10 protein-coding genes are annotated in these 14,786 nt (G+C 53.7%); 2 read left to right on the top strand and 8 right to left on the bottom strand.

Annotation, left to right across the window (positions count from 1 at the left end; all coding sequences use genetic code 11):
• The first annotated feature begins 41 nt into the window (after positions 1 to 41).
• Positions 42 to 629 carry a hypothetical protein gene (locus NGM62_RS04875; RefSeq protein ID WP_262246245.1) on the top strand — a complete coding sequence of 196 codons (588 nt, stop codon included), beginning with the start codon at positions 42 to 44 and terminating at the stop codon, positions 627 to 629.
• Positions 630 to 767: 138 nt separating this feature from the next.
• Positions 768 to 2,177 carry a DEAD/DEAH box helicase gene (locus NGM62_RS04870; protein WP_262246243.1) on the top strand — a complete coding sequence of 470 codons (1,410 nt, stop codon included), beginning with the start codon at positions 768 to 770 and terminating at the stop codon, positions 2,175 to 2,177.
• 83 nt (positions 2,178 to 2,260) lie between these two features.
• Here the strand turns inward: NGM62_RS04870 and NGM62_RS04865 are convergent, their stop codons facing one another.
• From NGM62_RS04865 to NGM62_RS04830, 8 genes are read right to left on the bottom strand one after another with little or no spacing between them, the layout of a single operon-like run.
• Entirely contained in the window at positions 2,261 to 3,316 is a 1,056-nt protein-coding gene (locus NGM62_RS04865) for a PKD domain-containing protein (protein WP_262246241.1), read from the bottom strand.
• Between the two features lie 55 nt (positions 3,317 to 3,371).
• Positions 3,372 to 4,760 carry a discoidin domain-containing protein gene (locus NGM62_RS04860; RefSeq protein ID WP_262246239.1) on the bottom strand — a complete coding sequence of 463 codons (1,389 nt, stop codon included), beginning with the start codon at positions 4,758 to 4,760 and terminating at the stop codon, positions 3,372 to 3,374.
• A gap of 31 nt (positions 4,761 to 4,791) precedes the next feature.
• Positions 4,792 to 6,504, bottom strand: a complete 1,713-nt coding sequence (locus NGM62_RS04855) for an alkaline phosphatase family protein (protein WP_262246238.1) — start codon at positions 6,502 to 6,504, stop codon at positions 4,792 to 4,794.
• An 11-nt stretch (positions 6,505 to 6,515) separates the two neighbouring features.
• On the bottom strand, positions 6,516 to 8,135 hold the full coding sequence (locus NGM62_RS04850; protein ID WP_262246237.1) for a DUF5008 domain-containing protein: 1,620 nt from the start codon (positions 8,133 to 8,135) through the stop codon (positions 6,516 to 6,518).
• Between the two features lie 19 nt (positions 8,136 to 8,154).
• Positions 8,155 to 8,955: a hypothetical protein gene (locus tag NGM62_RS04845; protein ID WP_262246235.1), complete on the bottom strand. Its 801-nt coding sequence runs from the start codon at positions 8,953 to 8,955 to the stop codon at positions 8,155 to 8,157.
• A gap of 35 nt (positions 8,956 to 8,990) precedes the next feature.
• A complete protein-coding gene (locus NGM62_RS04840) occupies positions 8,991 to 10,514 on the bottom strand; it encodes a RagB/SusD family nutrient uptake outer membrane protein (protein WP_262246233.1) in 1,524 nt (507 codons plus the stop codon).
• Positions 10,515 to 10,527: 13 nt separating this feature from the next.
• Complete coding sequence (locus NGM62_RS04835) at positions 10,528 to 13,677, bottom strand: SusC/RagA family TonB-linked outer membrane protein (RefSeq protein ID WP_262246230.1); 3,150 nt, start codon at positions 13,675 to 13,677, stop codon at positions 10,528 to 10,530.
• The gene (locus tag NGM62_RS04830) at positions 13,670 to 14,779 is read right to left on the bottom strand and encodes a DUF5007 domain-containing protein (protein WP_262246227.1); all 1,110 of its coding nucleotides are present in this window, start codon (positions 14,777 to 14,779) and stop codon (positions 13,670 to 13,672) included. The genes NGM62_RS04835 and NGM62_RS04830 overlap by 8 nt, the downstream gene beginning before the upstream one ends.
• Between the last annotated feature and the right edge of the window lie 7 nt (positions 14,780 to 14,786).

Below are 14,786 nucleotides of genomic sequence, written 5' to 3'. Positions count from 1 at the left end.
ATTGGAGATGGAACAATCATTAATGGATAATGTTTGGCGAAATGCAGGAAATCAAAAAAGCAAATAAAAGTGTGCCATATTTCGGGGTATCCCGAAAATCTTTTTGGCTCACTTTTATTTGGGAATATGGCTTCATCGTATCACAAACATTGATTTTCACGTTTTTTAAAAACGTCTGCACGCGTGCAAAAGTAAATTGCAATAGGGAAAAAGCAATTTGCACGCGTGCTAATCGGAATTTCATCCGTGCAAAGGCAAATGGCCGTCGTGTAGAAGTGATCTGCACGCTTGCAAAAGTAAATAGCACGGGTGCGCATTGGAATGGCATCCATGTAAAGGCAAATGGCCGTCGTATAGAAGTGATGTGCATGCTTGCAAAAGTGAATAGCATGGGGTCTAACCGGGATTTCACTCTTGCAGAAGTAACCTGCCATCGTGTAAAAGGGATGTGCATGCTTGCAAAAGTGAATAGCACGGAGTCTACCTGGAATTTCATTCGTACAATAGCAAATGACCCACATGTAAAGCCGAATTGCGATCGTGCAAAATGGATGTGTACGTTTGCAAAAGTGAATAGCATGGGGCCTGACAGGGATTCCGCTCATGAAAAGCAAGTGACCCACATGTAAATTGGAACTACATGTGCACAAATCTGAATAAACCGCTGTTTAAATGCCTATGTTCCTGCAATGCTGCGAATTGGCTATGGGTAATACGCAATAAATGTGTACTTTTGCATCTCAATAAGATAGATTAATAGGTATACTTTGACATTTAGCGATTTTAACTTCGATAGCGACCTTTTTGAAGGCTTGAATAGCATGGGCTTCAAAACGCCCACACCGATACAGGCCGAAACCATTCCGATTATACAAGATAAACACGATTTGATTGCATGCGCCCAGACGGGTACGGGCAAAACAGCTTCATACCTCTTGCCGGTAATGGATGCGATTTGCCGGCTGGATCAACGCCCGCCGGTTAGCGCCCTGATCCTTGCACCAACCCGCGAGTTGGCCATGCAGATCGACCAGCAGGTGGAAGGGCTGGCGTATTTCACAGGAATCACGTCCATAGCCATCTATGGCGGCGGCGATGGTATCGGTTATGAACAACAACGCCGCGCGCTGCGCGAGGGCGTCGATATCGTGGTGGCTACGCCGGGTAGGTTGATCGCACACATCAGTTCGGGCAAAGTGAGGCTCGACGAGATTAAGTTCCTGGTGCTCGACGAGGCTGACCGCATGCTTGATATGGGCTTCAAAGACGATATCAATCGCATTGTCCGTGAACTGGCCACCGAGCGGCAGACCATGCTCTTTTCAGCGACCATGCCGCCAAAAATACGTGCGTTCGCCAAAACGCTGTTGAAACAGCCAAAGCAGGTCAATATCGCGCTTTCTAAACCTGCCGAGGGTATTGTTCAACAACAGTATCGCGTAGCCGACAATCAGAAAACACCATTATTGAAGCAGATCCTGAAAAGCGGTGATTTCAAGAGCATCATCGTCTTTTCATCGACCAAGGAAAAGGTCAAGAGTTTAGGCCGGGAACTGGGCAAGATGGGTTTGGCTGTGCAGCCTTTCCATTCCGACCTTTCCCAGGAAGAACGGGAAAAGATCCTGCTGCGTTTCAAGAACAAGCAGCTGCCCATCTTGGTCGGTACCGATGTGCTTTCGCGTGGTATCGATGTGGTCGGTATCGACTTGGTGGTCAACTACGACGTGCCACCCGACCCGGAAGATTACATCCACCGCATCGGCCGGACTGCCCGGGCCGAGACCACCGGCACGGCCATTACGTTTGTAAATGGCCGCGATAGCAGGCGCTTTGCCGCAATTGAGCAGTTGATGGAACGGAAAGTGGATGAAGCACCGCTTCCCGACGGCATCGAGGCTGCGGTCGAGACCCCCGATCGCGACCGGCGGCGCGGAGATCGACGGAGTGGCGACCGAAACCAGTCGCGGAATAAGCGAAAAGGTGGGAAACCGGGTAATCGTCAAGGTTCTCAGCAACCCAAAAATACCGAAGGAAACGCTGCTTCGGCAGCGACGCCTGACGAAGCCCCTAAAAAGAAGAAGCGCCCGTTCAAAAGACGGAATAAAAACCGGAAGCCGAATGCCGCAGAGGGAGTGGAAACTAACTCATCGTCGGCACCATCGGCTTCGGCATCTTAGTTTGTTTAGTAGCACTTATCTCGGTAACGTATCCTCCCAAGACAGTATGCTCGAATATCAGCCGGAGATTTTCCCCGGTCATGCTATCCCTGCGGTAGCGCCAGCATTCGCCATTCGCCCAATTGGAACAGGCCGGAGTTTACCACCGACGTGACGTATATGCGATAAATGGTATATGCCTCGCTATTGTCGAAAATGAACGTACGCGTTTGGAAACGTTGGTCAAATACCTCATCGGTCCGCTCATCCAATACCGTCCAGTTTTCGCCGTCCACCGATGCCTCCAGCCGCCAGTTCTTCGGGTCGCGCTCAGGCGCATCGTTGCCGGAGGTGAAGGTATAGGCACCCAGGATGACCGGCTCGAAATACTCGAGTTCAAACCACAGATCACCTGAGAAGTTGAACTGCAGGAACTTCGTCCGCGTATCATTGTCAATCAGTTTCAGCGACCCTTCGCCGGCAAACTGGCCGCCGTCATTGTCGCGCGATACCCTGAAGATGTTCCGTACTTTGGTCAAGTCGCGTACCACGCCAAGGTCGGTCAGTCGACGGTTGATTTCCGCATACGATCCATTCGGGGTTTTCACGCGCAGCGTGTAATCTTCAAATTGCCCTTGTTGTACAGAAATATTGAGGTTGTCGTCGTTGGTAATGAAGTCACCGCCGGTACCCACGCCTTTATACCAGAATACGCTGTCTATGGCCATCTCCGAGGCAACGGTGAGGTCGAGGCTGCCATCGGGCTGTGGGGTGGTGGCAACTTCAACCAGGCTGTCGGGGTTGAGGTTGATGAATGTTTCACTCTCCGCCCAGAACCCCTGACTGTTTTCGGTACGCAGCGTCACCCGGAAGTTGCCGGTACGCAGGAAGGTGTGTGCCGGCGAATCGTCCAATGATACGCTATCGTCGCCAAATTCCCAGCGTACCAGCGAGAAGTTGGTGCCCTTGTTCGTAAACGAGTAGGAAAAGGGGTCTGCGGGGTCTATCTGCTCAAAATCGAACATGGCCTGGGGTTTTGGCTCCTCCGGCTCAGGAACGGGGGTCGGTTCTTCCTTGCAGGCGAGGAAGAAAACCACCAAGAGCGCCCACTGGCCTTGGGTCATTATCCGTTTCACGATGTTAATCGTCCGTATGATCATGATATTAACTGTTTTTATTGCCTAATCTTATTTATCGTCAAATAATGTAATGGGGCTAGGGAATGCGGATAACCCGCCACTCGGCCAACTGCCAGAGCCCGTCGCCACGGTTCTCGTCAAAGTGGATGCGGTAGAAGCTGTAGCTTTCCTCGTTGTTAAATTCAAACCGCCGTGTCTGGAAGCGCTGCGGGAACTCTTCGTCCGTACGGATGTCTACCTCTACCCAATCCGTACCGTTGTTTGAGGCCAGTATACGCCAGCTTTTGGGGTCGCGTCCCTGCGCATCGTTGGCAGAGGTGAGGGTATACGCGCCGATCTTCGTTGCTTCATCGAATTCCAACTGTGCCCAAAGGTCACCGCGGAAATCGCCCACCAAGAACTTGGAGTTGATGTTATTGTCAATGAGTTTCAACGACCCTTCTCCGGCCTCTGGCCCGCCGCCATTGTCGCGGTTTACGCTATACGTAGTACCCTGGTTGGTTACATCGACCTCCAATACATGCTGCGGGTGGATGAGCACGATGACAGATTTCTTTTCCTCATCCAGCACGTGGATGGATGGATTGTCAAGCGTGACGGCCACGGCCAATAGCTCATCGGGGTATTGTTCCACCACAGACCATTGGATGAAGAGATCCAATGGTGCTGCACTGGTGTTGGAACCGATGCGGTTCACCGTGTCCATGGTTACCTGGTCGATGGTCAGAGGTACGGTGTTCTCCGGCAATACGCCGGCATCGATGAGTGTCGCGATGGTATCGGGATTCACCACGGCGCGCACGGTGAAGGGCTTGCCGGGAACACCGGCCAGCGAGATACCCAACGGAATATTCATCCCGCCGGATTGCGATTGGTAGTTCTGCCGGTTACGGGCTTCGAGGATGCCACCACCACCGTTGGTAATGGAGAGGTAGCGTATTTCGTCGGGTTGCAGGATGTCTACCGTGTTCAATACCACCACGGCCGACGCAGATTCGGCAGCGATGGTGTTCCCCTTTCCGGGATTGACCAATCGGTAGGCAAGGGCAACACGTTTGCCGTAATTGCGTTCGAGAAAACCTAAGTTCACGGCGATATCGAAGGTGCTGATTTTGGATCCGAAGGCGAAAGTGGCCGCGGTCGGTATGGATACCTGGCTCGTGGGCACGGCCACAACATCAGCTAACTGGCCACTGCCAATTAACTGGTTGACCGTATCGGGATTGAGCTGCAACTCTACCTGAAAGGCCTTTGAGGCCGGCTGGGGCAAGCTGACCGACAGTGGGACGACGACGAGCTCGCCATCTTTCCGTACGTCGCCCACCTGATCGTCCGGAACCACTGTCGTGGGGTTGTTTTGATCTAAATCGAATGTCTCTAGTTCCTGTTGTTCACACGATAACGCCAGCAGCGCTCCTGCGAGCAAGGACAGGTATACCGGCGAATATATTTTTGAACTAATCATATGCGGTTAATTTTTTGAATAAACACCTTCATTATTGGTCTAACCATACACGGCCATCCAATTGCCAGTTTTCCTGGCGTGGAATCTTGAGCCAGGTCATGATTTGGACGGGTACGTCGACGTTGCTGGGCACGGTTTCGCCCAGGTCTTCCGAGCTGGGTGCACAAACGTAGTCGGCTAGGGCATCACGCGCTATGTTGTCACCCGAAAGCGTCATGTGGCTGCCGAAGGGGCCTTCGTCCTTGATTTCGTTGCCTTCCGATCCGACCACGGGCCACAGACCGGCAAGGAAATCGTAGTAGGGGTGGTCTTCGGGTACTCCGGTTTCACACGAATACTGTTGCAGTACGTCTTCGGGCAGCGCTACCTTCCAGAACCGTACATCGGCGATGTAACAGTCTGCCTGCCCATTGTCATCACGCGCCCCAAGGATCAGCGGCAGGTCGTTGGTGATGCTGCCGTAGTTGGTGATGTTTACCTCGTTATTGAATTGGCCATTGGTGTAGGTGCGTACATACCGTTGGCCATCGCGGATGACGCCGACCACGGCGATGCTGTTCCACGTCGCGTTGGCGAGGTTGCCACCGTTGGTCTGGCCCACGTTGCCCCCCAAACCACGGGCATTGAACTGCCAGCCGCGGCCTTCGAGGAAAATGGTCCAGCCCACGTCGTCCCAGCTCCAGCGGTTCCGCTTGGAGAGCAATGCCGGATACCGGTATTCGAAATTATTGTCGGGCCCCGGGTTTTTCTTTATCTTCAATTCGATGGTAAAAGCGGAATTGTCCAAGTTATAGAAGTCGTTGTTGCCGGCAGTCACTTCACCGCGCACCTGATCCCGGAAGTGGACGAAATCGCCTTGGAACCGGATGCCTAGAAACGGTTTGTTGATGATCCGTGTGGTGTACCGGTTAGAGTAAAAGATGGTAAACGTATTGACCTCGGGGTTGCTGAATATGGTGTTGTCATTTTCCCATTCCGGGATTTCATAATCGCCGCCTTTGCTCGATTTAATGACAATCAACCAGTTTTCGGCACCGTAGTTTGGTCTGCTGCGCAGCACGTCCAGCAGCTCACCCACGCGGTTGTCGAATTCGGTGAGCGCGGTGCGGTATTCGGGCACCGAAAGGTCGTACCCATGCGCGCGTCCGGCGGCATCCACATCGGTATAGTGGGCCGTTACCATCGTGATGTCGTCTTCGGCCAGCGCGGTGGCAGCGGCAGCTTGCACAGCGCCGTCGCCTTCCACCAACTCACGTATATCGGCGCCTGTAGTAAGGTGGTCGTGAAACGCCTGCGAGGAGGTGTACACCTGGAGGTTGCTCTGGGGCAGGTTTTCTTTGATTCGTTCGAAAACCAGGGGAAAATCGTCCAATTGGGCGTTGGAATAGTCATCGCCCACTACACCGTGTTTGTTTTTTTGCACGCCCGTAAGAAGGTCGGCCCAGTTGGTTCCGTTCTGTGGTGATGTTTCCTCGTCAGACAACGACTCCCAACTGTATATCGAATTGGGGAGCAAGGAGTGGATGTGGGTGAATTCCCCCTCGCGTACTGATTTTCCACGAGCGCCATCAGCGATGATGTAAAGCACACGGGGCGAACCGAAGGCGACTTCCACGGAGTCTACCGGTTCGGTCTCCGGTATGACTTTCGAAAATTCTTGGTTGCACGACAAGATAAGGGTGCCTGCCGCTACGACAAGTAGGGCTGACAAATAAGTCGTTTTTTTATGGATGGTATAATGCATAGCTTTATTGGTTATTCTTCGATGATTACCCGGATATAATTATTCGCCGGCTCACTGTTGAACTGGCTAAAGTCTCCGTAAATGAGAAGCGCCCGTCGCCCGTCTTGTGCCGTCGTTTCCATGATATCTTCGATGGTACCGCTGAAAATGCCCGTGGCGTTATAGCCGGGTATGAGGTTGCCCGATTCGTCGAGGACCATAAACCCGTTTCGCGCCACACCGTTGTACGTGCGGAAGTCGCCACTTACAATGATTTTGCCGTCACTGAGTTGCTTGGCGAAGTTCGGTCCGCTGCCGTCGAACGTTTTGGCTACGAACGACTCGTCGAGTGTGCCGTCTTCATTCAATACGGCCAGCCGGTTGGCGGGTTTCCCGTTGTACTGCCGGAATTTGCCTGCGAGGATGTATTTCCCTGTCGTCGCATTATAAAAGAGTTTGTCGATGGCTTGGTCTGCACCGGTTCCACCGGTGTTGAAGGTCTCATCTACCGTACCATCAGCATTTAATCGCAATATCCGACCGGCAGGAACACCATCAAATTGGTTGAATGTGCCGTAGACCATGAACTTGCCCTCGTGGGGGCCGCTATCGTGCATGATGGTATATACGTCGCCGTTACCCCCGGGCCGGAAGTGCTCGGAGGCGGCGTCAAACCGGAAGGTCGAATCGAGCGTGCCGTCGGCATTCAGCCGGGCCAGGTGCCGCACTTCCACGCTATCCATGATGACCGAGTCGCGTGTTTCGAGTTTATTCGGTTGGTCATATCGCCTATTGATGTAATAGCGGAAGCCGCCCCCAACGACTATCTTGTTGTTGCCCTGAGGGTATATGCGGCCCACATAGCCATCGAAGCCTCCATTGAAGGTGGGGTAGTATTTGATGGTGTCCGATTGGTCGGGACGCCGGAAGGGATGGATGCCCATGGTGTCTATGGTACCGTTAGCATTGAGCTTGGTGAGGTTACTGATATCGGTGGTGCGTTGCGAATAGCCGCTGAATGCCCCGCCGAGCAAGTAGCCGTTGCCGAACGGAACGATATCCATGAGTGAACCATTCCCCCCGTTCCCCGAACGCAAACTGGCGTCGTACGAGCCATCGGAGAATGTGCGGGCGATGCGGTTAATGGGGCGGATGACGCCTTTGTTGTCATAGTCGGTGAAACTGCCCACCAGCAACAGGCGCCCGTCTTCGGTCCTGATAACCTGGTTTACCTCGCCGTTGGTGCCGCGGGGTGCATTGAAGGTGGGATCGAGGTTGATTTTTCCGGTGACGGAAAACCTGGGCCCGAACACCACGACATCACCGATCGAAACGGTGGTTACGCCGGTACTGGCGAAGTCGGGCACGATGAGCTTGATTTCCGTTTCGGTCACGTCCGTGACCTGGGCAACTTCACCGTTGAACCGGAAAATAAGTTCGTCCCTGAACGGCAGTAAACCGGAGGCCTTGATGGTCACTTCCGTGCCGGGCAGGCCGGAGGCGGGAGTGGGTGCCTGATTGCGGTTCATGGTGATGCCCAAGGGCTCTTTGGCCGGCCCATAGGGTTCCTGTAATAGGGTTTCTTTGTTGCACGACCAGCAAAGCCATGCGATGGTACCAAACGCAACGATTGTTTTTATTATTGATTGCATAGTTATCTTCATTTACGTCTTATCGCTTGCTTTGAATGATGTCGTCGATGACTTCCTGTTGATTAAAGCCAAAACCGGTAAAGCCAAAGTTGCTTCCAGTGAAGTCCAATACGTGGACCACGCCGTTGTGGGGTTGGATGTCGGACGAGGCTACCGGTGCCGTGTTCCAAGATTCGGGAATGGAAACGTTGGGTATATACGAGATATGCAGCTGCCGGTAACCCATGTATTTCAACCGAGATTCGGTGGGTTTGCCTTCGTCGTTGACGGCATCGTGGAATACCACCCCGATGTTGCTTACCGTGTTGTTATAGGCGTAGTAATTCTGCCCGCCGAACGTATTGAGTACACTGAAGTCGATCTGCGGATAGTCACTGAGCTTGTGCTTGCCACGGAACATGTAGCGTTCGAGGTATTTGCGCCAGATGGCCGAGTCGACATCGGCCAGTGTCTGGATGGTGTCCAGGCCGAGGTCATATAATTGCTGGTTTGCACCGTTGCCCTGCCATCCCGGATCCGAGCCCTCGTAATTGACGCGGCCGATCAACTTTTTGATGTTGACGTCGCTGGGCGAAAAGAAGGTAAATTCATCGGCGATGAAGTTCTCTTCCAGTCCGGCCAGCCGCACCAGTTGTCCGATGGTATCGAGCTGGGGGGTTGCATCGAGGTAGTCCAGTACCGTGCCATCGAATACCGGATTGGCCCGTCCGCCATCCACGTAATAGTCATCGCGCTCGCACGACCAAAGCAAGGAGGCCAGCACTACCAGCAGCAGGGCGGTTAGCGGCCAACGGGTGTATCGTTTTGTTGTGTACTCCATAGTTTCGAATATCTTTTTCACGATGTGTCGGTATATTATCTGAAGTTGAGCCAATATTCATTCAGTACAACTTTCGGGTTGTTTACCCGCGCGGACGGATTCAGGGGCCATGTCCAAGCACGCCGGTTGTACTGGTCTGAGTTCAAGGGGTTCCGTGCGAAGGAAGGGTTCATGATACGCTGTGTACGTACCAGATCGAAATACCGGTGGCCTTCGCCGAACAATTCGCGGCAGCGCTCCCAGAAGATGAAATCGCGCAGCTCCTGCCCGCCAGCACCGGTGTAGGGCGTTGCTTCCGCCCGGTTGCGGATCATGTTGAGCGAAGCAATAGCCTCGCTATCGCGCGAGAGCTCTGCCAGTGCCTCGGCATGCAGCAGGATGGCATCGGCGTACCGGAAAATCATGAACGTGTTGTCGGGGTTGCGGTCCTCGTTGCCGGATGCATAGACGTTGAAGCCGAACTTGACGGCGGTAAACTGCCCACTGTTCGACAGCATGTCGTCGAACCAGAAATCAGCCCGTTTGTCAGCTAACCCCGCAGGGTAAAGCTTGGCCATGTACGTATCGATGAAATAGCAATGGCTGATCTGGTTATTGAAGCGCGGGAATTTGTAGGGCCAGCGCAGGAAGTGGTCGCCGAATGGAGATAATGCGGCATTGGCATCTTGGTAGTTGATACTCCGGTAAAACTCGAACAGACTTTCGTCCGAACGGCCTTTCATTACCGTTGACCAGCCGTCTTCGGTAAGCGGGTATAGCCGGTAGGGGCCCTGTTGAATCAGTTCGGTGCCCAACGCAGCCACCTCCTGGTAATACTGGTCGCGCTTGTTGCGGTCGAAGCCAGCATTCCACATGTTCATGTGCATGAGCAGGGCGATGATGGCACCGCGGGATGCCCGGGCGCCTTTCAATGCCGGGTCGGGAAACTGCCAGGGGAGGTCATCCTTGTGGGGGCGCAGATCTTCCAGGCAACTGTTCATCACCGATACCATCGGCTCGCGGGCCAGTTCGTCGGCATGGTAGGGGTCGGTGTAGTACACCACGTCGCCGTAAAGGCGCACCATCCAGAAATAGGTGAAGCAACGCATGAAAGTTGCTTCGGCGATGTACCGGGCCTTGTCTGTTTCACTGAGGCCGGGTATCCCTTCCTCCAGCTTGCTGATGAGGATATTGGCAGTCTGGATCACCTGGTAATACCGCTTCCAATCCGTTACCAGGATGTAGTTGTACCAATCCCATGGGTTCCCCGATGAGATGACGGTGAGCATGTCGTTGTTACCAAGGAACTCGACCACGCGCCGGGCACTGTAGCTGTTTGCCCCTGGTGAGGCAAACACTTCGCCGGCACGGGTTTCGCCGATGGCACCAATTACCCAGCTTTCGTTGATCTTGTCGAAAAACATGCTGTACATGTTGGCAACATTGGCTTCCACATCGTCTTTCGAGAGGTAAAAGTTGTTGCCCGTGAGCCGGTCTACCGGCTGTACCGTAAGAAACTCCTTACAGGAGGTGGCAGTTATCGCCAGCGTAAATATCGTTATCCACTTAACAGTTCTCATAATCATATCGCGCTTAGAATCCAATGTTTAGACCGATGTTGTACGTACGGGGTACCGGATAGCCTTCTGAAACGTCGCGCCCCATGGTGGTGACGTTTTCGGGGTTGGGGCCGGTATACCGGGAGAAGGTGTGCAGGTTTTCCCCCGAGATATATACCCGTAGGTTGTCCAGTCCCCACTGGCGGACGAGATCGCGCTCGAACATATAGGAAAGGACAATACTGTTGATTTTGAAATAGGTGCCATCTTCGGCCCAGAGTGTTTGGTCGAACCGCACGGGCCGTATGGAGTTGAACCGCTTGTAGTCGTATACATACGGGTAGGTAGCCTGGTCACCGGGCTGCCGCCACAGGTCGATATCGTTCAACGGCACCACAACCCTATTGCCAAACGGGTTTCCCATCAGGCCGAGGCGCTGCGCCAAGGCGTTGTTGAGGATGGTCCGTTTTCCGGTGAATGAACCGTTGAGGTTGAAGCCGAAGTTCTTGTAGTTGAGCATGATGGATGCCCCGCCGGTGAACAGCGGCTGTGAGTTGCCGGTGCGTTGGTAGTCTTGGTCATTGAGGTAGTAGTCACTATTAGCGTCCTGTATCATCGGGTCGCCCGCTTGAAAGAACTGGCCATTGGTTTGGTAGCGCAGTCCGGTAACCGGGTCTACGGGCACATCGGCGTCGGTAGCATATACCCCTTCATTGACGTAAAGGTAGTTGGCCAACGTTGCTCCACCCACGCGGAGGATGACGTGCTGGTTGTATTGGTTAGGGTCGTAATCATAGCGGATGAACTGGCCAGAATAGTGAGCGGGGAGTGATAATAACACGTCCTTATTATATGCGCCGTTTACCGATACGGTGAGCTTGAAATCGCTGTCGAGCCTCAGCGGGCGGAACATGACGAACAACTCGTGCCCGTAATTGGCGATACCGGCCCCGTTACTGAATATCTTGTTAAAGCCAGTGGTGTTAGGGAGAAATTGTTCAAACAATTCGTTTTCTACCTTCTTTAAATAGGTGTCGTAAATTACTTCCACACGACTGTTAAACAGCGAGAAATCAAGCCCTACGTTATATTGGGTATTGGTTTTCGGCTGTAAGTCGGGGTTGGGGATCTGGTCGAAATCCAGGCCGATGCCCTGTTGGCCGTTGTAGTTTCCAGTGATGTTGAACTTACCATAAATACGTTCCAGGGTGCCCGTAGGGATGATGTTAACTCCCCAGCTCAGCCGCACAGCGCCATAGTCGAGCCAATCCAGCCCTTCAAGGAACGGTTCTTTGTCGAAATTCCAGCGGAGCCCGATGGCTGGGTTCCGGGCGTATAGGTTTTCAAATCCGTTGGCCGAGGAACCGTCGAGCCGGTAGGAGAGGTCCAACACGTAGCGTTTGTTGAAATCGTAAGAGGCGGCCAGGGCGAATGAAGCTGCCCGCTCATCGGTATAATCATCCAACAAACCGCCGCCCCGTGAGAAGTAACCATCGAACCCGATGGGCCCCTGTAGCTGGTCGTTGGGGCTCCGCTCGTTGCGCGTTACGGCGCTTTGGCGGCCCGCGATACGGAACTCGTTGAAGAAGTTGATGAAGATGTTGTGGCCACCGGTGAACTCCTTGGCATAGCTCAGGCTGTTGCGGTTGTACAGCTGCGTGGTACGTCCGTTGTACGAATACACTTCCGCGAACTGGTCATTGGCCGCCGCCGGTGTAAAGGTGTCTTCCGTTTTAGACTCATACTCGTAGCTCAGGCTGGTACTCGCCCGTAGCCCTTCAATGAATTGGTAGCTGCCTTCGAGGTTCGCGCGGATGAGGCGTGTGGCGTTGTCGTTGTCTGTGGCCAGTACAGCGCTGTGGCTGCCTCCCGCTTGGTAAAATGAAGGTGGTGGCAGCAGGGTAGAAGACAGGCCGTTGTTTGCCACGCCGGTTTGCAGCATACCGATACCATCGCCTACGCTTTGCTGGCCCAATTGGCCGGTCACTGCTCCGATGATCTGGAACCGCCGGTCTTCGGGTTGGTATTCCATGCGCAGGTTGGCGTTATAACGCGTGAACCCAGTATTGCGGATGATGCCCTGGTCGCTGAAGTAGCCAAGGTTCGCTTTGTAATTGAACAATTGGTCGCCCCCGTCGATGTGCAGGTTGTGGCTTTGGTTGTACCGGGTGCGGTAATAATAATCCTGCCAGTTGGTGGAGTTGTTCCAATAGGCGTTTAAGCTATCGGAAAGGAACGGTGTCTCCGAAATCTGCCAGATGTCGTTTACAGTCAGCGCATTCCCGTAGATTTGCTGCAGTTTGAGCTGCCGCTCCAGGTTGCCGCCCAGTGTTTCGCGCAGTTTCGGTGGGGTGCGTATGAATGAGTTATGCGTATAACGCACCCGCGGTATCGGTGAATTGCCCCGTTTGGTGGTGATAATGATCACCCCATAAGCGGCCATCGACCCGTAGAGGGAGGTGGCTTGGGCATCTTTCAGGATTTCGATGCTGGCAATGTCTTCTTGCGGAATGAGCGACAGCGGGCTGATGCCGGGTCCTTGTTGCTGGAAGCCGTACTCGGTGGCCCTGTCGGCATCCATCGGTATGCCGTCGATGACGTAGAGTGGCGAGGTGGGCTGGAGGAAAGACTGGTTGCCCGAGCCGGTCATCGATACGGTTGAGAGGCCACGGATCTGGGTGGAACCGCGGAAGCCCGGAGCACCGGTACTCACCTGGGTGTTCATACCTGGTACGCGCCCCTGGAGGAGCTGTTCGATGTTCGCGGTAGGGATGTCCTGCACGTCGTCGCCGTCTATTCCAAATGATGAGCCTGTGCTGAGTTCTTTGGATCGCGGCTGATACCCGCGGATGACCACTTCGTCCAACTGATTGTCGATCGGGGCAAGCTGCACGCGCAGCACTGTGCGCCCGGAACCGACATTTTGCGACCGCTCCTGGTAACCTACGATCCGGAACACCAATACAGTGTTTGCGGGTACCGACACCCGGAAATTCCCATTGTCATCGGTGGAAGTCAGCGCACGGAGGGGCCTGCCCACGAAAATGGTCACGCCTGGGAAGGGTTGCCTGTTTTCGTCGATCACGTTACCGGTGACCGTAACGTTGGTTTGAGCAAGGGCAGAGCCGTGGATTAACAAGGCCACCGCTGCAATTACGGTAAACAATGCCTTCATCTTATTCATCTTCAAACTTTGGTAATTCGTTTCTAAAATGGAACACAATCTCCCAGTCGCCGGCTCGGAAAATATTGAAGTCCAGCCCAAAACTCGCGTACGTCAGCGCGCCGCCGAACCCTTTGCGTGAATACTGGAATTCGATGCTGGCGCTCCCGCCGCCACTGGAGGTGTAGGGCGTCTGGAGATTGACCAACGGGATGGGGTAGGCCACATCGTACTGCACATATTCCGCTGTTTTCTGGATATTGAAACCATGCACAAGCGTACCCCACTTCGTTTCATTGAATACCTCTGGGTTAATCCAACTACTATCGGGACCGGGCCCCATGAACTTAAACCGGAGGTTATGGCCGTTCCCGCCTTCGAAAGGCCGGATATACACCACGACGTCTTTGATGTTATTATTGCTTTGGAGAGGCCGGTTGGATTTGTCGCCGATGACATTGTCCAGCCACGGGCGGATATAGTCCCGCTTGTTGGGGTTTTCGGGGTCGCTGGGATCCCGGGCAACACCGCCGGTATACGGGTCGATGTCGTTGGACGGGGAATAGGGGCGCTCGCGCCAAGGGACGAATTGGAAATCGGGGATATATACCGTTCCACCGGTATTGGTCACTTTGAGGTCAAAGAACCGTGTGTCTTGCACCAGTAGGGTGGTATCTTCCGGGCGTGGTTCAATGAGGTCATTGTCAGACGACGCCCAGAGGATGAATTGCCCCGATTCGCGTACTTCAAAAAGCGGCCGGTCTTCCAGTTTACGCTTGGCCTCGATCTCTTCCAGCGACGTTTCAAGGCCATCGTACGCGCTGATCCACACGTAAGTGGGTCGTACCTGGAAGAGGTCGGTTACCGGCCTTCCGTCGCCATAGCGGGCATTCACGATTTCAAACTTCAGCGGCATCGTCGAGGCATCGGGATTGAACTGCCCCATAAGGTTGGTCCGCCCGAGGATGGGTTCCAGGATTTTACTGCCGTAGTTGATGTTTTCGCTGATGTATTCCTTTTCTTCGGGCAGGTCATACAGCTTTTCGCAACCCAGGAGAAAGAGGCCCGCGGCCAGTACGCCGAGAGCAGCCTTTATTTTCCGTAGTAATCTATTGCTTGTCATATAATCT

This window comes from Parapedobacter soli, from assembly GCF_025460835.1.
Lineage (GTDB): Bacteria > Bacteroidota > Bacteroidia > Sphingobacteriales > Sphingobacteriaceae > Parapedobacter > Parapedobacter soli.
The sequence above is the reverse complement of the archived record's forward strand: the minus strand, read 5'-3'. Positions and strand labels throughout refer to the sequence as shown.